General features: G+C 69.9%; 22 protein-coding genes and 1 pseudogene. 11 read left to right on the top strand and 12 right to left on the bottom strand.

All coding sequences use genetic code 11. The features are described from left to right. A partial coding sequence (locus VFB40_RS12865; protein ID WP_324850282.1) for a metallophosphoesterase family protein occupies positions 1-423 on the top strand: 423 nt, incomplete at its 5' end. Positions 424-464: 41 nt separating this feature from the next. On the opposite strand, the gene VFB40_RS12860 is transcribed toward VFB40_RS12865, so the two are convergent. The 3 genes from VFB40_RS12860 to VFB40_RS12850 form a co-directional block, all read right to left on the bottom strand. After that, positions 465-1385: a polysaccharide deacetylase family protein gene (locus VFB40_RS12860; RefSeq protein ID WP_324850281.1), complete on the bottom strand. Its 921-nt coding sequence runs from the start codon at positions 1383-1385 to the stop codon at positions 465-467. A 102-nt stretch (positions 1386-1487) separates the two neighbouring features. Continuing rightward, positions 1488-2288: an alpha/beta fold hydrolase gene (locus VFB40_RS12855; protein ID WP_324850280.1), complete on the bottom strand. Its 801-nt coding sequence runs from the start codon at positions 2286-2288 to the stop codon at positions 1488-1490. Positions 2289-2377: 89 nt separating this feature from the next. Beyond that, the gene (locus tag VFB40_RS12850; protein ID WP_324850278.1) at positions 2378-3430 is read right to left on the bottom strand and encodes a methyltransferase domain-containing protein; all 1053 of its coding nucleotides are present in this window, start codon (positions 3428-3430) and stop codon (positions 2378-2380) included. 160 nt (positions 3431-3590) lie between these two features. Here VFB40_RS12850 and VFB40_RS12845 point away from each other — a divergent pair, with 160 nt between their 5' ends. Continuing rightward, entirely contained in the window at positions 3591-4238 is a 648-nt protein-coding gene (locus VFB40_RS12845) for a hypothetical protein (RefSeq protein ID WP_324850276.1), read from the top strand. An 89-nt stretch (positions 4239-4327) separates the two neighbouring features. On the opposite strand, the gene VFB40_RS28565 is transcribed toward VFB40_RS12845, so the two are convergent. The 4 genes and pseudogenes from VFB40_RS28565 to VFB40_RS12830 all read right to left on the bottom strand — a co-directional run bounded on the left by VFB40_RS28565 (position 4328) and on the right by VFB40_RS12830 (position 8483). Then, entirely contained in the window at positions 4328-5215 is an 888-nt protein-coding gene (locus VFB40_RS28565) for a chitinase (RefSeq protein WP_349261460.1), read from the bottom strand. A gap of 99 nt (positions 5216-5314) precedes the next feature. Further along, positions 5315-6535: pseudogene (locus tag VFB40_RS28560) on the bottom strand (carbohydrate-binding protein); the annotation flags it as partial. A gap of 359 nt (positions 6536-6894) precedes the next feature. Then, positions 6895-7665: a short-chain dehydrogenase/reductase gene (locus VFB40_RS12835; protein ID WP_324850271.1), complete on the bottom strand. Its 771-nt coding sequence runs from the start codon at positions 7663-7665 to the stop codon at positions 6895-6897. A gap of 80 nt (positions 7666-7745) precedes the next feature. Continuing rightward, a complete protein-coding gene (locus VFB40_RS12830) occupies positions 7746-8483 on the bottom strand; it encodes an IclR family transcriptional regulator (protein ID WP_324850288.1) in 738 nt (245 codons plus the stop codon). Positions 8484-8838: 355 nt separating this feature from the next. Here VFB40_RS12830 and leuC point away from each other — a divergent pair, with 355 nt between their 5' ends. The 4 genes from leuC (at position 8839) to VFB40_RS28555 (ending at position 12265) form a co-directional block, all read left to right on the top strand. After that, positions 8839-10278 carry a 3-isopropylmalate dehydratase large subunit gene (gene leuC / locus VFB40_RS12825; protein WP_324850270.1) on the top strand — a complete coding sequence of 480 codons (1440 nt, stop codon included), beginning with the start codon at positions 8839-8841 and terminating at the stop codon, positions 10276-10278. A 5-nt stretch (positions 10279-10283) separates the two neighbouring features. Further along, positions 10284-10883: a 3-isopropylmalate dehydratase small subunit gene (leuD, locus tag VFB40_RS12820; RefSeq protein WP_324850268.1), complete on the top strand. Its 600-nt coding sequence runs from the start codon at positions 10284-10286 to the stop codon at positions 10881-10883. 147 nt (positions 10884-11030) lie between these two features. Continuing rightward, entirely contained in the window at positions 11031-11342 is a 312-nt protein-coding gene (locus tag VFB40_RS12815; protein WP_324850266.1) for an SCO5555 family protein, read from the top strand. 245 nt (positions 11343-11587) lie between these two features. Further along, positions 11588-12265, top strand: a complete 678-nt coding sequence (locus tag VFB40_RS28555) for an HU family DNA-binding protein (protein ID WP_349261457.1) — start codon at positions 11588-11590, stop codon at positions 12263-12265. A gap of 389 nt (positions 12266-12654) precedes the next feature. Here the strand turns inward: VFB40_RS28555 and VFB40_RS12805 are convergent, their stop codons facing one another. Next, positions 12655-12861: a hypothetical protein gene (locus tag VFB40_RS12805; protein WP_324850264.1), complete on the bottom strand. Its 207-nt coding sequence runs from the start codon at positions 12859-12861 to the stop codon at positions 12655-12657. Positions 12862-12888: 27 nt separating this feature from the next. Next, the gene (gene cofC, locus VFB40_RS12800) at positions 12889-13527 is read right to left on the bottom strand and encodes a 2-phospho-L-lactate guanylyltransferase (protein ID WP_324850262.1); all 639 of its coding nucleotides are present in this window, start codon (positions 13525-13527) and stop codon (positions 12889-12891) included. Positions 13528-13699: 172 nt separating this feature from the next. Here cofC and VFB40_RS12795 point away from each other — a divergent pair, with 172 nt between their 5' ends. From VFB40_RS12795 to VFB40_RS12785, 3 genes are read left to right on the top strand one after another with little or no spacing between them, the layout of a single operon-like run. Continuing rightward, entirely contained in the window at positions 13700-14497 is a 798-nt protein-coding gene (locus VFB40_RS12795; protein WP_324850260.1) for a lysophospholipid acyltransferase family protein, read from the top strand. After that, positions 14494-15498, top strand: a complete 1005-nt coding sequence (locus VFB40_RS12790; protein ID WP_324850258.1) for an NAD(P)H-dependent glycerol-3-phosphate dehydrogenase — start codon at positions 14494-14496, stop codon at positions 15496-15498. Before VFB40_RS12795 ends, VFB40_RS12790 begins: the two co-directional genes overlap by 4 nt. A 37-nt stretch (positions 15499-15535) precedes the next feature. Further along, positions 15536-16696, top strand: coding sequence for a D-alanine--D-alanine ligase family protein (locus tag VFB40_RS12785; RefSeq protein WP_324850256.1), 1161 nt, complete (start codon positions 15536-15538; stop codon positions 16694-16696). Positions 16697-16698: 2 nt separating this feature from the next. Here the strand turns inward: VFB40_RS12785 and VFB40_RS12780 are convergent, their stop codons facing one another. Then, positions 16699-17343 (bottom strand): DUF3515 domain-containing protein, encoded by a 645-nt coding sequence (locus VFB40_RS12780; protein ID WP_324850254.1) that lies wholly within the window; start codon positions 17341-17343, stop codon positions 16699-16701. Position 17344: 1 nt separating this feature from the next. After that, positions 17345-17578 (bottom strand): Lrp/AsnC family transcriptional regulator, encoded by a 234-nt coding sequence (locus tag VFB40_RS12775; protein WP_324841305.1) that lies wholly within the window; start codon positions 17576-17578, stop codon positions 17345-17347. Positions 17579-18115: 537 nt separating this feature from the next. On the opposite strand from VFB40_RS12775, the gene VFB40_RS12770 reads away from it, so the two are divergent. Continuing rightward, positions 18116-19066, top strand: a complete 951-nt coding sequence (locus VFB40_RS12770; RefSeq protein WP_349261459.1) for a thiamine-phosphate kinase — start codon at positions 18116-18118, stop codon at positions 19064-19066. A gap of 85 nt (positions 19067-19151) precedes the next feature. Continuing rightward, positions 19152-19958 carry a bifunctional hydroxymethylpyrimidine kinase/phosphomethylpyrimidine kinase gene (thiD, locus tag VFB40_RS12765; RefSeq protein WP_349261458.1) on the top strand — a complete coding sequence of 269 codons (807 nt, stop codon included), beginning with the start codon at positions 19152-19154 and terminating at the stop codon, positions 19956-19958. A 113-nt stretch (positions 19959-20071) separates the two neighbouring features. Here the strand turns inward: thiD and rpmB are convergent, their stop codons facing one another. After that, the gene (rpmB, locus tag VFB40_RS12760; RefSeq protein WP_324841302.1) at positions 20072-20260 is read right to left on the bottom strand and encodes a 50S ribosomal protein L28; all 189 of its coding nucleotides are present in this window, start codon (positions 20258-20260) and stop codon (positions 20072-20074) included. Positions 20261-20340: the final 80 nt, after the last annotated feature.

Genomic DNA, 20340 nt, shown 5'->3' with positions numbered 1-20340 from the left:
CGCAGGTCGGCCGCCTGCGCCGACGGGCTGCGCGCGGCGCTCGACGAGCTCGACTCAGCGGACTGCGACTTTCGCATCGCCCTGACGCACTACTCCCCGGTGCCGGAGACCCTGGCCGGCGAGCCGCCGGAGATCTTCCCGTTCCTCGGCAGCTACCTGCTGGCGCAGGCCATCGACGAGGGCGGCGCGGACCTGGCCGTGCACGGTCACGCGCATTCCGGCTCCGAGCAGGGCATGACGAACGGCGGCGTGCGGGTGCGCAACGTCGCGCAGCCGTTGATCCGGCGTGCGTTCGCGCTCTTCCACGTGAATGAGGGCTCGCACTTGGCGGAGCACTCACATTCGACCGAACACTCAGATTCGGCAGGGCGCTCACATTCGGCAGGGCACTCGCGCCCGACCGAGCACTCGCGCCTCGCTTAGCGGGTCAGCCCGTCAGCGAGCCCTGACACGCTCGCGGCCGGTCACACGTACTTCGTGATGTCCGCCACGGTGAAGCCCTGCGCCTGGATGTGCTTGTAGAGGTTGATCATCATCTGCACCATGGTCTCGCCCTTGAGCTGGGCGGGGCCGCGGAAGTGGGCCAGGATGATGTCGCCGGGCTGCAGCTGGTGCGCGGCGGTCTGGTACTGCATGTCGTGGATCTCCATCGACTCCTTCCAGTTCATCATCCCCCGCAGGCCCGCCTGCTTGACCGCGGTGAGCGTGGCGTTGCTGTAGTTGCCGCCCGGCGCCCGGAACAGGTACGGGGTCGTGCCGTACTCCTTCTGCAGCTTCTGCTGCTGACCGGCGATCTCGTCGAGCTGGCGCTGCGGAGAAAGGCTCGGCATGTTGAGCGGGTGGTTGACGGTGTGGTTCTGGATGGAGACGAAGCCGGTCTGGTACAGCTTCTCGAAGTAGGCGTAGTCGTCGCGGATGAGCGTGTCGGCGAGGCTGATGGTGATCGGGATCTGGAAGTCCTTGACCATCTGGATGTACGCCGGGTCCTTCTCGATCCCGTCGTCGACCGTGACGAAGACCACCTTGTCGGTGATCGGCACCTTGGCGAAGACCTGTGGATGGTCCACGCTCAGCGCGATCGGCTTGACCGCGGGCGGCGCCGGGGCCGGGGCGAACGGTTTGAGGCCCTGGTAGCGCTGCGCCAGCAGCTGCGGGTCGGGACCGGCGCCGGCCGTGGCGCTCGGGCTCGCGTCGGCGCCGCCGGTCTGGATCCCGATCGGTCTGGGGCTGGCCGCGGAGGTGCTGGCGGCCGGGCTCGTGTCGCCCTGGCAGGCCGCGGCGAAGGAGCCCAGCGCGGCCAGCCCCACGGCGCCGCCCATGAAGCGGCGGCGGGAGACCTGCGGCGGGCGGGCGTCAGTGTTCGTCACGACTTCTGAGACGCGCATTCCTGAAGATTAGTTGAATGCGCCGCGGAGATTTTCTTCAGGTTGCCCGGACCGGCCGTCTCATCCAGCGCTCCTCATCCAGCCGTCCCGGCTGACGCCGTCTCAGCCCTCGGCGAGGAAGGCCTCGATGGCGTCGGTCACCGCCTGCGGGTTCTCCACCGGGCACTCGTGGCCGGTGTCGATGATCTCGACCTTCGCGTTCGCGCAGTTCGCCGCGATGCGCCGGGCCTGGGCCGGCGGGAACTGGATGTCGTGCCGGCCGTGCAGGATGAGAATCGGGACCTGGATCTCGCGGACCCGGTCGAGCACGTCGAAGCCGCGCATCGCGTCGTAGCAGGACATCACCACGTGCCTCGGCGTGGCCTGGGAGGCGGCGATGTACTGCTTGATCAGTTCTTTCGGGTAGCCCGGCTTGAACGCGCGCTGGATGTTGATCGCGACGAACGTGTTGTACGGCACGCTCTTCGAGAGGGTCATCACCAGGCCGCGGGAGCGGCTGTACACCATCTGACTGACCGAGTCGACCAGCACCAGCCGCTCGACCCGCTCCGGGTGGGCGAGGGCGAGCGTCTGCGCGATCATCCCGCCCATCGAGTGGCCGACTGGGATGAACCGGTCGACGCCGCGGTCGTCGAGCAGGCGCAGCACGTCCGCGGCGAGCCCGTCGATGCTGTAGCGCTCGACCGGCTTGTCGCTCTCGCCGTGGCCGCGCAGGTCCAGCCGCAGCACCCGCCGGGACTTGGCGAAGTGCTCGAACTGGTGGTCCCAGCGGTGCCGGTTGGCGGTCCAGCCGTGGATGAAGACCAGCGGCGTGGCCGCGCCGGAGCCGGCGTCCTCGTACACCAGGCCGACGCCGTCCACGTCGAAGCGGGACGGCTGTGTGGTGCTGCCGGCGTCCGTCACAGCAGTCTCCTGACTCCCGGGCCCTGACTCTTCGCTCCGATGCGTGAGCGCGGCGCGATCATAGCGCTCATGGCCGGCGCCGACGATGGTTACGAGCGCGTCGCGATGGCGAGGAAGCGGTGCTCCGGGTCGTCGTAGTAGTCGAGCTTCCAGCCGGCGTCTGCCAGCGCGGCGCCGAGCACGTGTTCGGCGAGCGGTTCGTGCGGGCCGAGGACCCGGCCGTGGCGGGCGGCGAGCGCGGCTCGGCCAGTCGGGTGGAAGACGATCAGCTGGCCGCCCGGCCTGGTGACCCGGGTCAACTCGCGCAGGCCGGCCGCAAGATCGTCGAGGTGGTTGAGCAGGCCGGCGGCGAAGGTGGCGTCGAGGGAGCCGGCCGCGAACGGAAGGCGCTGCGCGTCGCCGAGCAGCAGCGCGGTGGCGTCGCGGTCGCGGCCGCTCGACCGCACCGCGTCGAGCATCTGCCGCGTCACGTCGAGGCCGATCACGCGCCCGGACGGCCCGACCGCGGCGCGCAGCGCGGGCAGCGCGCGACCGGTGCCGCAGCCGAGGTCGAGCGCGGTGCCGCCGAGCGCGGGGGCGGCTTCGGCGACGGCGGCGGCGTAGGCGGGCAGGTCGTCGCCGAACTTGGTGTCCCACGCGGCCGCGCGTACCGCGAAGAAGGCCTGGTTCTCGGCGACGTACCAGTATTCGGGCACTGCGACGGCGCCGGAGACGCGCCGGATCACCGGCCAGGCCGGATCGCCCAGGTCGAGCACGACCTCCCCTGCGGGCTTCGTGCGGGAGTCCGGATCCGCGCGCCTGGCCGCGTGGTCGCCGGGGGCGCGCAGCCACACGGCCAATTCCCAGCGGCCGGTCGGCGGATGCTCGCGCCAGCGCGGGCCGTCAGCGAGGGCGATGGTGGCCGGCGTGCCCTCGACGCGCCAGGCGTCCTCGTCGGCGAGCGGGGTGCGATCGGTCAGGCGAAGGCAGTGCCGTCCGGCCGAGCGCAGCACGAGCGCGAACCGGTCGGCGACGGCCGCCGCGTGTTCGCCGTCGATGACGACGCCTGCGGCGTGCGCGGGGAGGGCGGCGGTAAGGGTGCCGAGCACGGCTTCCCAGCGCTCGTGCTGTGCGTCCGTCAGGCTCTGCCAGTCAGGGAACATCTCTCCATCATGCAAGTACCAGGTGTGGCCCACGCAGCCGCAGTCACGTTCGTGCAGAATCGGTGCGGCTGAAAGGATGCACCCCATGAGTAGGACCAAGTGCACGGGCGCGCAAAGGTCCGGTACAACGCGCCGATGGCCTTACGCACTATGTGCGGCGGTGGCCGTTCTATCTGTCGCTGGCTGCGGGGGCGGCAGCTCGGGCCCCGGAACCGACGGCACCGGGGTGAACATCGCGCTCAGCTCGATCCCCTCGCCGCTAGCGCCGAGTCCGTCCCCCTCGCCTTCCCCGAGCCCCTCGCCATCGGTCGATCCCGGCACGCTGCCGCAGACGCACGTCCTGCCGCGGCCCGACGACCCGATGTTCCAAGCCGGGGTAAAGGATCTCTGGCAGGCGATCGTGCAGGACAACCCCTCGATCGCGCTGCCGTTCTTCTTCCCGAAGAGCGCGTACCTGCAGGTGAAGGCGATCTCCAATGCCTCGGCCGACTATCAGAACCGGCTGATCAACTGGTACGACCTCGACATCCACGCCGCGCACAAGCTGCTCGGGTCGCACGCCTCCGCGGCGCAGTTCGTGAAGGTGTCGGTGCCTACCAGCCAAGCCGTCTGGATCAAGCCGGGCGTCGAGTACAACAAGGGTTCGTACTACCGGCTGTACGGCACTCGGCTGACTTATCAGATCAACGGTGTGGCGAAGTCCTTCGGCATCTTCTCGCTGATCTCGTGGCGCGGAGAGTGGTACTGCGTGCACCTCGGTCCGAGTGTTCGATCGTCGAATATCGGCATCGTGTACAACGCTCAGTAAGACCGCGTGTTCTGTCCCTCCCAGCTGGACAACTCATACCGCGGCCCCGGATGCGTGAATGCATCCGGGGCCGCCGCTTTTCATGGCCGCTACGGCATCGAGTGCAGGTGCGTGCCGACCGTGTTCGCGATCTGGTTGCCCGCGCTGGCGTCCCAGTTCGTCGACCAGGTCATCGCGCCTCCGATACCGGGCCAGGTCGTCGACGGCTTGAAGCTGCCGCAGTTCGTCCCGGAGGCCAGGCAGTCCAGTGCCGCGTCGACCACCGACGGGCTCACGAAGCCGCCGCCGGCCGCGCTGGTCGAGGCCGGGACGCCGAGGCCGACCTGGCTCGGGTTCAGGCCGTTCTGCAGCTGGATGCAGGCGAGGGCGACCAGGAAGTTCTCGGTGCCCTCCGAGTAGACGTTGCCGTCGCAGCCGTTCATCGAGCCGGAGTTGTAGTACTGCATGTTGACGATGGTCAGGATGTCCTTGACGTTCAGCGCGAGCTGGAAGTAGGCCATCCCGGTGCTCTGCATGTCGATGGTCTGCGGGGCCATGGTCAGGATGAAGCCCGAGCCGAGCCCGCTCTGGCTGGCCAGGGAGTGCAGCGCCTGTCCCATGTAGGTGGCGTTGACCCCGTTCTCCAGGTCGATGTCGATGCCGTCGAAGCCGTAGCTCTTGATGATCGAGGCCGCGCTGCTGGCGAAGTTGCTCGCCGAGGCGGAGTCGCTCACCGAGATGGCGCCGTTCTGGCCGCCGACCGAGACGATGACCTTCTGGCCGCGGCCGTGCAGCGTCGCGATGTCGGCCCGGAACTGCGCGTCGGAGTAGCCGCCGAGCGAGCTGGACAGGCCCGAGTCGACCGCGAAGGAGATCTGGCCGGGCGTGCCGGTCGCGTTGGCGAAGGCCACCGCGACGATGTCGTACTGGCTGCTCACGTCGCTGAGCCGCTGCACGGTCGCGCCGTTGACGAAGTCCTGCCAGTAGCCGGTCAGCACGTGCTTGTGCGGGCCGCCGTTACCGCCGCCGGTGCTGCTCGGGCTGGGCGACGGGCTGGTGCTCGGGCTGCTCGAGGGCGAGGGGCTGCCGCCGCCGCTGCACGCGCCGTTGTCGGTCCAGACGTTCTGGGAGTTGTTGCCGGGGATGTCGCCCTGGGTCCACCAGTTCGCGGTCCACTGGTGGCCGTTGTAGCTGACCACCGCGCCGCCGTTGTACGCGGTCGTGGACACCCACGCCGGAGCGGAACACGTCCCGCCGCCGGTGCCGCCGGTCGGGCTCGAGCTCGGCGTGCTGGACGGAACGGTGGTGGGCGGCGTCGCGCCGGCGAACTGCGTCGTGTACTTGGTGAAGTCCCAGCTGGCCTGCGAAACGCTGCTACACGAACTGGAGGTGGCGCCGTTGTTGTCCGGCGGGCTGCACTGCCGGTCCCGGTTGACGTCCCAGAAGGTGTACCTGCCGAGGTGGTTGTTCTCGACGTAGCTCAGCACGGTCTGGAAGTCCGACTGGTAGAAGTACTCGCCGGTGTCCGAGCGGCCGTTCATCATCGAGATGCCCTCGTGCGCGTAGGCCGTCGCGCTGTCCCAGCCCATGTGCGTCTCCAGCAGGCTGTGGAAGGCGTCGAGCGCCGCCGTCTGCGAGGAGCCGCCGTTGAACCCGCCGTCGAACGGCATGATCGAGAAGCTGGCCGGGGTGAACCCGAGCGACTTCGACTCGTCGAGCAGCTGGGTGCCGAACCAACCGGTGCCCGAGGTGGTGCCCGGCATGGTCACGGTGACGATCAGGCCGGAGTTGTTGCGCTGCAGGATCTGCGCCGCGCCCAGCTCGTTGGCGATCGCCGTGCTGTTCTCGTACTCCGGCTCTTCCAGGTCGAAGTCCATCGCGTGGATCGAGTACTTGCTGACCACCTGCTGGTACGCGGCGGCGGTGGCGGCCGGGGTGCCGCAGTCCTGGCCGAGCTTCGTGCCGCCGTAGCCGCCGATGGAGACCGAGACGTCCCCGCCCTTGCCGCGGATCTCGTTGATCAGGTTGCCGACGGAGGTGTCGCCGGAGACGTTGTCGGTGCCGTTCCAGGACGGGGTGCAGCCGCCGGAGTCGAGGATGAAGGCGAGCTCGAAGGCCTTCTGCCCGGTCGCGTCCATGACGGTGCCGGGGTCGGGCGTGGCGGTGTCGTTGACGAAGAGGTACGGCGCGGAGGCGTACCAGTTGCTCGACAGCGCGGTCGTCGCCGCGTTGCTCGACGTGGCCAGCGCGAAGGTGGTGCCGGTGGCGATCCCGACCGCGGCCACCGCGCCCAGCGCCGCGAATTGCTTCCTTTTCAAGGACTACTCCTGTTCACGTTCGCGCCCGGGCTGCGCGACGTGGGTGCGGCGCAGGCGGGCGGAGGGGAGCGGGGCGGACCGGGGCGCCGTCCGGTCCGAGCCGCATCGCGGTCCGAGGGTGGAGCGGCCCGGGGCGCGCGGGGGAGGGGAGAGATACCGTCGCGTGCGGTCCGGGCGAATTCTTACAGTGGACTAGACCAATTCACAGGTCAAGAGCCCGGCGGGGGCGTTTTCCCGTCAATATCCGCGCCGGTATGTCGCCCACCTGCGCATCCTGCCGCGCCCTCGGCGCGCAGAGGTCTAGAGCGCCGCCCCGATAACGCCTCATTGAGCTTCGCTTAGGGCAACGGGCCCGCAGCTCAGGACGCGGTAGCTCCGCCGTCCACCGGCACGACGATTCCGCTGAGATGGCTCGCGCGGGCCGACGCCAGGAACACGACGACGTCCGCCACCTGATCCGACGTGCCCGGTGGAGTATCGGCGGGGATCATCTCCCGCCACCGCTCCGCATCGCCGAGCTTCGCGTTCGCGTAGAGCCGGGCCTGGGATATAAGCCGGTCGGTGAGAATCAGCCCCGGATGCACGCCGAGGACGCGCACGCCGCGCTTGAGCGAGTTGCTGCCGAGCGCGCGCGTGAACGCGTCGAGCGCTGCGTTACCGGATGACACGGCGATGAAGTCCGGTGTTGGGCGCAGCGCGGAGGTACCGATCACGTTGACGATCACGCCGCTTCCCTGCGCTTCTAGCCGCGGCAGGAGCAGTCGCGTGAGGTTGATGTACCCGAAGATCTTCAGATCCCAGGCGCGGCGCCAGCTTTCCTCGTCGACGCGGGAGACGTCCCCGGCCGGTACCGCGCCGGCGTTGTTCACGACGACGTCCACGGCGTCCAGCCGCTCGGCGAGCTCGCGCTGATCCGCCGACGAGCTCAGGTCGAGCGCATGGGTGCGCACCTTCGCCGCATGTGCTTCGCGCAGCTCGTCCGCGGCCCGCTCAAGATCCGCCGCGCTGCGGGCGACCAGGTCGAGCACGGCGCCCTCGGCAGCAAATACCTCGGCGCACGCGCGCCCGATCCCCTTGGAGGCGCCCGTGATCAGCACCGTGCGGCCGCGCAGTTCGAGGTCCATCGGCATGGTCGAATTCTGCTATGGCCGGCCAAGGCTCGGCTTAAGCAGGCGCCAAGACGTCCGGATCGCGCCGTACGGACCCGGGGTCAGGAGCCGCGCTTGACCGCCTCGGAGAGCCGCGCCGCGGCCTCGACCACGGCCTCGCCGTGCAACTTTCCGGGCTGGCGGGTCAGCCGCTCGATCGGCCCGGAGACGGACACCGCCGCGATCACCCGGTTGTTCGGGCCGCGCACCGGCGCCGAGACCGACGCGACACCCATCTCGCGTTCCGCGACCGACTGCGCCCAGCCGCGCCTGCGCACGCCGGCCAGCGTCGTGGCCGTGTACCGCGCACCCTGAAGGCCGCGGTGCATCCGGTCCGGCTCCTCCCAGGCCAGCAGCACCTGTGCGCCGGAACCCGCGGCCATGGGCAGCGCGGTGCCGACCGGGACCGTGTCGCGCAGGCCGGAGAGCCGCTCCGCGGCCGCGACGCACACGCGCATGTCGCCCTGCCGCCGGTAGAGCTGCGCCGACTCGCCGGTGATGTCGCGCAGATGGGTCAGCACCGGCCCGGCCGCCGCGAGCAGCCGGTCCTCGCCCGCCGCGACCGCCAGCTCGGACAGGCGCGGGCCGAGGATGAACCGGCCCTGCATGTCCCGCGAGACCAGGCGGTGGTGCTCGAGCGCCACCGCCAAGCGGTGCGCGGTCGGCCGGGCCAGGCCGGTCGCGGAGACCAGCGAGGCGAGGGTGGCCGGGCCGGCCTCCAGCGCGGAGAGCACGGCGGCGGCCTTGTCCAGCACTCCGACCCCGCTGGAACCGGAGTCGAGCGAGCGGGCACCCTCCATCGAGCGCAGGCTGTCCGCCGGTCGGGCGTGCGGGTCGGCGAGGCGGCCCGGGTCCCCGGCGCGGGGCGATTCCGCTGCTCTGGCAAGCGGATCGAGGGCGCGGGCCGGATCCACGGTGCGGAGGCTGTCCACGGAGCGGGCTGTGTCCATGGAACGATATTGCCATCTCAAATCACGAGACACAAATGCGATGGCCATTGAGACGGTGCCAGGCTCGTCCCACCGACCGAGTTCGACGAGCGCAGCGCCGGGCAGATGGTGTTGATCCGCCGAGCAGCCGGTGTGACTGTGCCTATCGCCCATCGCCGGAACAACCCCAACGGCGGGGCCGGCGAAGCCGAAGGAGAGAAAACCGATGGCAGCCAATGCCTCAGGGACCGCGGCCGACAAGGGCCGCACCCTGGCCGAGAAGGTCTGGGAGGCGCACCTGGTGCGCCGCGCCGAAGGCGAGCCCGACCTGCTCTACATCGACATGCACTTCGTGCACGAGGTCACCAGCGCGCAGGCCTTCGACGGGCTGCGGCTCGCCGGCCGCCGGGTGCGCCGGCCGGACCTGACGATCGCCACCGAGGACCACAACACCCCCACCCTCGAGATCGACAAGCCGATCGCCGATCCGGTCTCCCGCACCCAGATCGAGACGCTGCGCCGCAACTGCGCCGAGTTCGGCGTCCGGCTGCACTCCCTCGGTGACGCGAACCAGGGCGTCGTGCACGTGATCGGACCGCAGCTCGGCCTCACCCAGCCCGGCATGACGATCGTCTGCGGCGACTCGCACACCTCGACCCACGGCGCGTTCGGCGCGCTCGCCTTCGGCATCGGCACCAGCGAGGTCGAGCACGTGCTCGCCACCCAGACGCTGCCGCTCAAGCCGTTCAAGACCATGGCGATCAACGTCACCGGACGGCTGCGGCCCGGGGTGACCGCGAAGGACGTCATCCTGGCCGTGATCGCGAAGATCGGCACCGGCGGCGGACAGGGCTACGTGCTCGAATACCGCGGCGAGGCGATCCGCGAGCTGTCCATGGAAGGCCGGATGACGGTCTGCAACATGTCGATCGAGGCCGGCGCCCGCGCGGGCATGATCGCGCCCGACGACACCACCTTCGGCTACCTCAAGGACCGGCCGCACGCCCCGCAGGGCGCGGACTGGGAGGCGGCCGTCAACTACTGGTCGACGCTCAAGACCGACGAGGGCGCCGTCTTCGACGCCGAGGTCGAGATCGACGCCGACGCGCTGACCCCGTTCGTCACCTGGGGCACCAACCCCGGCCAGGGCGCGCCGCTCGGCGACCGCGTGCCGGACCCGGCCTCGTATGCCGACCCGAACGAGCGCACCGCGGCTGAGCGCGCGTTGGAATACATGGGCCTGACCGCTGGAACGCCGCTGCGCGAGATCGCCGTCGACACGGTCTTCGTGGGCTCATGCACCAACGGCCGGATCGAGGACCTGCGCGCGGCCGCCGAGGTGATCAAGGGCCGCAAGGTGGCCGAGGGCGTGCGGATGCTGGTCGTGCCCGGTTCGGCGCGGGTGCGCCTTGAGGCCGAGGCCGAAGGGCTGGACAAGGTCTTCGAGGCCGCGGGCGCGGAGTGGCGCTTCGCGGGCTGCTCGATGTGCCTCGGCATGAACCCGGACCAGCTGGCCCCGGGCGAGCGCTCCGCCTCCACCTCGAACCGCAACTTCGAGGGCCGGCAGGGCAAGGGCGGGCGCACCCACCTGGTCTCGCCGCTGGTCGCCGCGGCCACCGCGGTCACCGGCCACCTGTCCGCCCCGTCCGATCTGCTGGAGGTCTGAGAGCCGTGGAGAAGTTCATCAGCCACACCGGCACCGCGGTTCCGCTGCGCCGCTCGAACGTGGACACCGACCAGATCATCCCGGCCGTGTACCTGAAGCGGGTCACCCGCACCGGTTTCGAGGACGGGCTGTTCGCCGCGTGGCGCAACGACCCGGAGTTCGTGCTCAACAAGCCGGAGCGGGCTGGCGCCTCGGTCCTGGTCGCAGGGCCCGACTTCGGCACCGGCTCGTCCCGCGAGCACGCCGTCTGGGCCCTGCAGAACTACGGGTTCAAGGCGGTCATCTCCTCCCGCTTCGCCGACATCTTCCGCGGCAACTCGCTCAAGGGCGGGCTGCTGACCGTCGTGCTGCCGCAGCAGACCGTCGAGCAGATCTGGGAGCTGATCGAGGCGGACCCGAAGGCGGAGGTGACCGTCGACCTGGAGGCACGCGAGGTGCGCGCCGGCGAACTGGTCGCGGCCTTCGAGATCGACGATTACACGCGCTGGCGGCTGCTGGAAGGGCTCGACGACATCGGCCTGACCCTGCGGCACGTGGACGCGATCGACACCTTTGAGACGGAGCGCCCGTCGTTCAAGCCGGTTACGCAGCCCATTCCGGCCTAACCGATCAAGCAGATCACAAGCGGCGCGTCGTACCGGTCAGCACCGGTGCGACGCGCCGCTTCCGTGTTGGACGCGGCCGCGTGGATGTCTGTGCGCCGCGGCCAGCCCGTGGCTGGAGCATGCCCCAACTCGGGGCACAATGGACGAGTGCAGGTGGAGCAGCGCGGCGCGGATCAGGACGGTGACGAAACCGGCCATGGCGCCGCGTCCTCGGCCGAGCTGTTCGATTCCGAGGAACTGCGCCAGCTTTCCGGTTACGCGCGGCTGGCCGAGCTGCTGAAGGAAGCGCACGGCGTGTTGCGCGGAATGGATCTGGAACTGCCGGACCGGGCTGATTTCGTGAGGCGGCTGCTCGTCATCACCGCCGCTTCCCGACACGATCAGGATGACGCCATGCGCCGTCTCGAGCGATTTTTGAGCGCGGTAGACGAGAAGCGCGGCGCCGCGCCCGAGCTTTAACGGCCGCCACAGAACCCGGATAGCGCGCGGTTCGAAGCGGATAGTCCGACTTCCGGCGTTCCTCCCTCGGTGGAAACCATTGCGACACAAGGGTGATTAGGGCCGTCGGTGATTGATTCGTCCGATTCATCGCTCTACGGTGCGGAAAAGGTCGTTACGACCGGAGGGAAATCCGGGCGCGGCGGCCCAGGTTTCCACCCGTGCGGCGCGTACCGCGCACCGCACCCTCCCCAAAGGGAAGCAACGTGAACAAGGCGCAGCTCATCGACGCGGTTGCCGAGAAGCTCGAGGTGTCGCGGCGGGCGGCCGGCGAAGCGGTCGACGCGGTACTCGACGGGATCACCGGGGCGGTGGTGGCCGGTGAGAAGGTCTCGCTGACCGGGTTCGGCACCTTCGAGTCGGCGAGGCGGCCGGCCCGGATCGCGCGCAACCCGCGCACCGGCGAGCAGGTCAAGGTGGCGGCGGCGACCGTGCCGAAGTTCCGCGCCGGCCAGGCTTTCAAGGACGAGGTCAACGGCGCCAAGAAGACCGCCAAGAGCGCCGCGGCGAAGAAGGCCGCTGCCAAGCGCACCGGCGCGGCCGCCGCGAAGAAGACCGCGACCGCCTCGCGCGCCACCCCGGCCCCCGCCCGCGCCGCCGCCGCCAAGAAGGCCGCGCCGGCGAAGAAGGCAGCCGTACGCAAGACCACCGCCACCAAGGCGGCGGCCACCACCCGCGGCACCACCGCGAAGAAGGCGGCGGTGACCAAGGCCGCGGCGAAGAGCACCGCGAAGAGCACGGCGAAGAAGGCGGTCACCAAGAAGGCCGCAGCCCGGCCGGTCTCCCGCAAGACCGCGGCCGTCGCCCCGGCGACCAAGACCGCCGCGAAGAAGACCGCGGCCAAGAAGGCGACCGCTAAGAAGACCACCGCCAAGAAGCGCTAAGGCGCGGCGGCGCTGGTAGCAGCGCTGACAGAACTGCGGGGCTGGAGCACTGCAGGACTGAAGCCTGCGGCGCTGAAAGGCTGCAGGACTGGAGCACTGCGGGGCTGAAACACTGCGGGGCTGAAACAGCGTGGCGTTGAAAGGCTGCGGCGTTGAGAGGGCGCGGCTTCGAAAGCCAGCGACTCTGAGCGCCGCCACCACTAAGCCGGCGCACCGCCGGTAGACCGACGACAAGCGGCCCGGGTATCGCGCGATACCCGGGCCGCTGTCTGTCGTTTCCGCGGCCGGTTCCTGACTTTCTGTTAGTTCGACGGTGCGTCAGTTCCGGCGCCGGATATCAGAAATCGCCAAACGCGGATTTGCCGCCGGCGATTCGCAATCGCGCCGGGCTAATTCGGCAGCGGCAAAGTGGCCAGAGTCAGCGCCGTGATGCGCCCTTCCGCATCGACGCGCAGCGCGACGCGCTGTCCGGGACGCGCGAGACGCAGTCCGCCGGCGTTGAAAGCGGCGGCGTCATAAGCCAACTCGGTTCCGTCGTCGAGCACTACGGAGCCGGCTCTGGTCTCGGGGTCGAAAACGCGAACGGTCCCTTGCATACGATCAGCGTAGTGCCCGGTCGGAGGTCAGCGTAGGGCGCAGTCGCCCAGCCGAGGCACGCAGTCCAGAAGCTTGAGCGCGGCTGTTGTGTGCGCGCCGACGCCGAGTCCGATCGCGTCTGCCAGGTCTTCCATGGTGTCCACGTCGCGCCGCAGCGAGCGACCCGCGCCGGCCAGCAACAGCGCGCCGCTCGCCTCGTGCGCGTAGCGGGAGTCGACCCCGAAACGCGCGGCGAGCGTGCCGTGCGCGTCCGAGAGCAACAAGGTCGTTCCGCTTCCCGGGGCGTCGGCGACGAACGCCCGGCCGTCCGGAGCGGAGACCAGAGCCTCGGTCAGATCCACGGTACGCAGGCCCGGCAGATCGGCGGTGAGAGCGGCTACGCGGCGCCGCGGATCGTCCGCGAGCGCGCGGATCCGCCCCGCCTCGATCGCGCCGTTGAGTCCGCCCGAAGCGTCATCGGGCACGATGCGCGCACCGAGTGCACGGAGCCGCCGTGCCACCCGCCGGTCATCGGTGACCACGAAAACCGCCGCCACCGCCGGCGAGGCGACGGCCGCGACGACCGTGTCGCTGGCGAAGGCCAGGGCCAGCGCGGCGCGGTGCTCGCCGGAAAGCGGCGCCAGCCGGGACTTGGCCTCCGGCAGCCGCTTGACGGGAATCACCACGGACCACACCCGAAGATCTTCCCACGCCCCGGCGGCGCAGTGCGCGGGAACCGGTCGAGCTTGGCACCCGAGCACCTGGCGCGGGACACTGAAGCGCTGTGCTCCGGCCGGTCCGTGCGATCAACCGCCGAGCACCACTCCACTGGCCAGCACAACGGAAGAAGGATCGACGGTGGCCCGCGCATCGCGCCGCAATCCCCGGCCCGGGGCAGCGTTCAAGTTCATCGAGGCGATCTGCCGGCCGCTGCTGGTGGTCCTGGTCAAACGGGACTGGCGCGGAATGCAGAACGTGCCGCGCGAGGGCGGGGTCATCGTGGTGGCGAACCACTATTCGTTCTTCGACCCGATCTCGGTGGGCCACTTCCTGGTCGCCGCGGGCCGCACGCCGCGCTTCCTGGCCAAGGCCGGGGTGTTCAAGCAGCCGACGCTCGGCAAGCTGTTCCGCGCGGCCGGCCAGATCCCGGTGTACCGCGAGTCCCGCGACGCGGCGCTGGCGTTCAAGGACGCGCTGGCGGCGGTCGAACGCGGCGAGACGATCATCGTGTATCCGGAAGGCACGATGACCAAGGACCCGAACCTGTGGCCGATGGTCGGCAAGACCGGAGCGGCCCGCATCGCGCTGCGCACCGGGGCTCCGGTGCTGCCGATCGCGCAGTGGGGCGCCCAGGAGGTCTTCGCCCACTACTCGAAGAAGCCGGACTTCTTCCCGCGCAAAACCTTGAAGGTGACCGCCGGCAAGCCGATCGACCTGCGCGCCGAGTTCGGTCCCGAAGTCACCAGTGAGGCGCTGCGCACCGCGACCGAGCACATCATGGACGTGATCACCGGGATGCTGGCCGAACTGCGCGGCGAACAGCCCCCGGCGGAGCGCTTCGATCCGGACGCGAAGCCGAAGCCGAGCACTGAGACGAGCGCTCAGAACACCGCGAAGTCGGCTGCGACCGCCACGGACCCCGGGGCGCAGGCGTGACCCGAGCCGCCATCTTCGGAACCGGCAACTGGGGGACCGCCTTCTCCCTCGTGCTCGCCGACGCGGGCACCGACACCGTGCTGTGCGGACGGCGCGCCGAGGTGGTCGACCGGATCGAGCGCGAGCACCACAATCCCGAGTATCTGCCCGGGATCACGCTGCCCGAGGCGGTGCACGCGACCACCGATCCGGCCGCCGCGCTCGACGGCGCCGACTTCCTCGTGCTCACCATCCCGGCGCAGAGCCTGCGCGAGAGCCTGACCCGCTGGGCGCCGCTCATCCCCCCGCAGACCGTTCTCGTCTCGCTCATGAAGGGCATCGAGCTGGGCACCTGCATGCGGATGAGCCAGGTCATCGCGGAGGTGACCGGGGCGGCGCCGGACCGGATCGCAGTGGTCAGCGGGCCGAACCTGGCCCAGGAGATCGCCGAGCGGCACCCGGCGGCCTGCGTGGTGGCCTGCGCGGACCAGTCGGTGGCCGAGCGGCTCCAGAAGGCCTGCCACAGCCCTTACTTCCGGCCGTACACCAACACCGACGTGATCGGCTGCGAACTCGGCGGCGCGGTCAAGAACGTGATCGGCCTGGCCGCCGGAAACGCCGACGGCATGGGCCTCGGCGACAACACCAAGGCGTCGCTGATCACCCGGGGCCTGGCCGAGACCACGCGGCTCGGCCTCGCGCTCGGCGCGGACCCGTACACCTTCTCCGGGCTGGCCGGCCTCGGCGACCTGGTGGCCACCTGCGCCTCCCAGCTCTCCCGCAACCACCGCTTCGGCAGCCTGCTCGGCAGCGGGCGCACGGTGGCCGAGGCGCAGCAGGAGGTGCGGCAGACCACCGAGGGCGTCAAGTCCTGCGCGTCAGTGCTCGAACTCGCGCGGCGGCACGGCGTGGAGATGCCGCTGGTGGAAACCGTGGTGGCGGTCGTGCACGACGGCCGCTCGCCGCGCGAGATGCTGGCCGCGCTGATGGCGCGCTCTGCCAAGTCCGAGTCGCTCTACTGAGGAGTCCGTACGGCGAAGACGGTAAGGTCTCGTTGCTATGAGCGAGTCCCTGCCTTCCGTGCCGCCGACGCAGCAGCGCAAGATCCGGATCGCCGTCGTGTTCGGCGGCCGTTCCTCCGAACACGCGATCTCCTGCGTCACCGCGGGCAGCGTGCTGCGCGTCCTGGATCCGGAGCGCTACGAGGTGCTGCCGATCGGCATCTCCACCGACGGGCGCTGGGTGCTGATGGCGGGGGAGGAGACCGCGCAGCTGGCGATCACCGGCGGGAACCTGCCGGCCAGGATCGACGAGACCAGCGGCGCGCTGGTCACCATGGCCGCCGACCCGACCGCCCGCGAGCTGACCGTGCACGAGCCCGGTTCGGTGCCCAAGGCGCTGGGCGAGGTGGACGTCGTCTTCCCGCTGCTGCACGGCCCTTACGGCGAGGACGGCACGTTGCAGGGCCTGCTGGACCTGGCGGGCGTGGCCTATGTCGGCTCCGGGGTGCTTTCCTCCGCGGTCAGCATGGACAAGGAGTTCATGAAGCGGCTGCTGGCCTCCGCGGGCCTGCCGGTCGGGCCGTACGTGGCGGTGCGCCGCGGCGAGTGGCTCCGGAACCCGGGGGGCGTCGCGGCGGCGGTCGCGGAATTGGGCTTCCCGGTGTTCGTGAAGCCCGCCCGCGCGGGCTCCTCGATGGGTATTTCGAAGGTGCACGGTCCCGAGGAGCTCGCCGCCGCGATGGAGGTCGCGCAGCAGCACGATCCGAAGGTCATCGTCGAGGCGATGGTGCGGGGCCGGGAGATCGAGATCGGCGTGCTGGCCGGGCCCGGCGAGGGCCCGCGCACCTCGGTTCCGGCCGAGATCAAGGTGCGCGGCAGCCACGAGTTCTACGACTTCCAAGCCAAATATCTGGACGACTCCACGGACATCGGCCTGCCCGCTGAGCTGACCGACGAGCAGTCGGCCGAGCTGCGCCGGCTTGCCCTGGCCGCCTTTGAGGCGCTGGAGTGCGAGGGCCTGGCCCGCGTCGACTTCTTCCTGGCCGACGAGGGCCCGGACCAGCCGGCGCGCTGGCTGGTCAACGAGGTCAACACGATGCCCGGTTTCACGCCGACCTCGATGTTCCCGCAAATGTGGGCCGCGTCAGGGGTCTCCTATGCGCAGCTGGTGGACCGGCTCATCAGCGAGGCGCTGTCCCGCCCGACCGGCCTGCGCTAGCGCTACCGGGAAGCCGACGGCGACGGGTCGGGAGACGCGGAAGCCGAAGCGGACGCGGAAGCGGAAGCCGTCGCGGAAGCCGAAGGAGAAGCCGTCGAACTCGCGCCGGCAGCCGGCGACGTGTCCGGCCCCGAAGCGCCGTCATTGCGCGGGATGGCCTTGATGACGGCCGGGGAGAGGTCGATGACAGCGCCAGTCTGCGGGCTGTACGCGTTGGGCACGTCCACTTCGACGTAGACGGCGCGCTGGGCGGCGGTGAATCGGTAGCCGTCGCCGGTCTTCTCGATCAGCCAGGCGACGCCGTTGAAATAACCCTCTTCGGCGGTCGGGTCATAAGTCTTTGACCCTGGTCGCAGAAGTTCGGGCTCCGGTACGCCGCAGCGCAGCGTGATCGCCGGATCGCCCCAGGCTGCGGTAAGCGGTGAAGACGGATCGGTACCGCGGCGCTTCTCGTTGTCCACAATCTGCGGCACGGCCTTCGTCAGCGCGGCGCATTCGGACTGCGCGCTCGACGAGGTCGGTGTGGGCGCGGCGACGGCGACCGCGTTGCCGGAGTTGAACAGCAGCCAGACGGCGCCGCCGGTCAGGGCGGTCACCCCGAGCGCGACGGCCGCCTGGAGTGGAACGGGAAGCCTTGCGTACTGCACGTCAGAGCCGCACCACCGGACAGGTCAAGGTACGGGTGATGCCGTCGATCGTCTGAATGCGGGCGACCACGAGCTTGCCAAGGTCGTCCATCGTCTCCGCCTCTGCGCGCACGATGACATCGTACGGTCCGGTGACGTCCTCGGAGTTGGTGACCCCGGTCAGGCCCGCGATCTTCTGAGCGACCGCAGCCGCCCGGCCGACCTCGGTCTGAATGAGGATGTACGCCTGCACCATGCGGTCCTCCCTGCCCCTCTATCCGGTTGGACTAGTGAGAGTAGTCAATTAGAACTATGCGACGGCGAAACGTTACCCGCCTGATACCTCTCCGGCGCAAGGGGGAGGCGGCGCGTTACCACCTGCGGGTGGCCATAAGCTTTGAAAGTGAGCGAACGGGCGGCCGAGGCGAGCGGCGAAACCGGTAAAGCGGACGCCGGGGCAAGGGCCAGGAGCAGGGCCGGCCATGTCGGCGCGTCCGGCGAAATGCGGCGCGCGGCCGAGTTCGCTGCTGAGACGGAGCACGACGCTCAGGGCGCTGGCCAGTCGGGCGGAATGCGTCGTGGCGGCGCTGGAATCGCTCGTGACGCTGCGGCGGACGTCGAAGGCGACGCCCGAGGCGCTGGCCAGTCGGGCGGAATGCGCCGTGGCGGCGCTGGAATCGCTCGTGACGCTGCGGCGGACGTCGAAGGCGACGCCCGGGGCGCTGGCTACTTGGCTGCGAATGCGGGAGCTCTTGGCGTACCCGCGCGCGATCTCGGTGACAGCGGCGAAACGCTGCGCGACGTCGGCGAATTCGGACTGATCGACCGGGTGGCGCGGCACTCCGCCCAGAGCCCGACCGTGCTGCTCGGCCCCGGGGACGACGCCGCCGTGATCGCCGCGCCGGACGGCCGTGTGGTCGCCTCCACGGACCTGCTCCTCGAAGGCCGCCACTTCCGCACCGACTGGTCCACCGCCTACCAGGTCGGCCGAAAAGCCGCCGCGCAGAATCTCGCCGACATCGCCGCGATGGGCGCCGTGCCGACCGCGCTGCTGGTCGGCCTGGCCGCGCCGGCCGACCTGCCCTTCACCTGGGCGCGGGAGCTCGCCGCCGGCCTGGCTGACGAATGCGCGCTGGTCGGAGTCTCCGTCGCGGGCGGGGACACGACCCGGGCTGAGACGATCATGATCGCCGTGACCGCACTCGGCGACCTGCGCGGCTGGGCGCCGCTCACGCGTTCAGGCGCCCATCCGGGGGACAAGGTTGCGGTTGTCGGAGAACTCGGCTGGTCCGCTTGCGGCTACACGTTGCTGGCGAACGGTTCCGACGGACCGGAAAAGGCATTCTCGAGGCACCGCATGCCCGAACCGCCTTACGCGCAGGGCCCCCTCGCAGCCGAGGCCGGCGCGACGGCGATGATCGACGTCAGCGACGGCCTGCTCGCGGACCTCGGGCACATTGCCCGGGAGAGCGACGTCGGGATCGATCTCGAGCCCGAAGCGTTCGCGATCCCCGACGAAATGCGCGCTGTTGCGGACCGTCTCGGGATCGATCCGCTCGGCTGGATTCTCACCGGCGGTGAGGACCACGCACTCGCCGCGTGTTATCCCGCCGCCGTCGACGTACCGCAGGGCTGGACGGTGATAGGCACGGTGGCCAAGCGATCCGTCGATCACGCTGCGCCACGCATCACCGTTGCGGGTAAGGCGTGGCGCGGCAGCCAAGGGTGGGATCACTTTGCCTGATGCGGAGGGCACGCGGCGGTACGCCGACTATCTCAACGCGGACGTGGAATCGGACGTTGACGCGGACAAGGAAATTCGGGGCTGGGTGCGGCTAGGCCAGCGGCCGAGACCTCGTGTCCTCACGATTGCGGGTTCTGATTCAGGCGGTGGGGCCGGAATTCAAGCCGATCTCAAGACGATGCTGGCCCTTCGCGTGCACGGCATGAGCGTCATCACGGCCGTCACCGCGCAGAACTCCATCGGCGTGCACGGTGTCTGGCAATTGCCGACCGAAGCCATTGCCACGCAATTCACCGCCGTCGTCGAGGACATCGGCGTCGAGGCGGTGAAAGTCGGCATGCTCGGCACCAGGGACGCGGTCGCCGAGGTGGCACGACTGCTCGCGACACTCGATCCGTCGATCCCCGTGGTCGTCGATCCGGTAGCCGTTTCCAAGCACGGCAATGCGCTGCTCGCCGATGACGCCCTCGACGCTCTGCGAACCGAACTGCTGCCGCGTGCGACGATCATCACACCGAACCTCGACGAGGCTCGCGCCCTTACCGGCCTTCCCGTCGCGGATCTCGACGGGATGCGCGAAGCCGCGGCGAACCTGCTCGACCTCGGCCCGGGGTGGGTGCTGGTGAAAGGCGGGCACCTGGGTTCGGATTGGTGCACGGATCTGCTCACCAACGGCCCGGACGAAGTCACGCTCACTGCCGAGCGTGACGTGAACCACCACACGCACGGCACGGGGTGCACACTCGCCAGCGCCATCGCGTCATACCTCGCGCTTGGCCGCACCATGCCCGAGGCTGTACGCGCCGCGAAGCTATACGTCACCGGCGCGATCAGGGCCGGATTCCCGCTCGGCGCCGGTATCGGGCCGGTGGATCACGGCTGGAAACGCTGACGCGCAAGGCGATCGCGCAACGCAATCGCGTCAAGCAGTCCCCACGTGCAACCGGCGCAAGCAGAAGGCCCCGCGCTCGTCGCGAGGACGATGCGGGGCCTTAGCCGTTGTGCCTAGCGGGAAACCTTGCCCGCCTTCAGGCACTTGGTGCAGACGTTCTGACGCTTCGGCGTCCCGTTGGGCAGCGTGGTGCGGACCCGCTGGATGTTCGGGTTGAACCGGCGCTTGGTGCGGCGGTGCGAGTGCGAGACATTCATGCCGAAGCCCGGACCCTTGCCGCAGACATCGCAGGTGGCAGCCACGGGAGACACTCCAAAAGACCGATGGTTACGTACGAGAGCTTGTCGCCGGAGCCGAGTCGTCTCCGTCGTGGGACGCAGAC

It is taken from the genome of Actinocrinis sp., from assembly GCF_035650855.1.
Classification (GTDB): Bacteria; Actinomycetota; Actinomycetes; order Streptomycetales; family Catenulisporaceae; genus Actinocrinis.
Note: the sequence above shows the minus strand (reverse complement) of the source record. Positions and strands in the feature narration are given on the sequence as shown.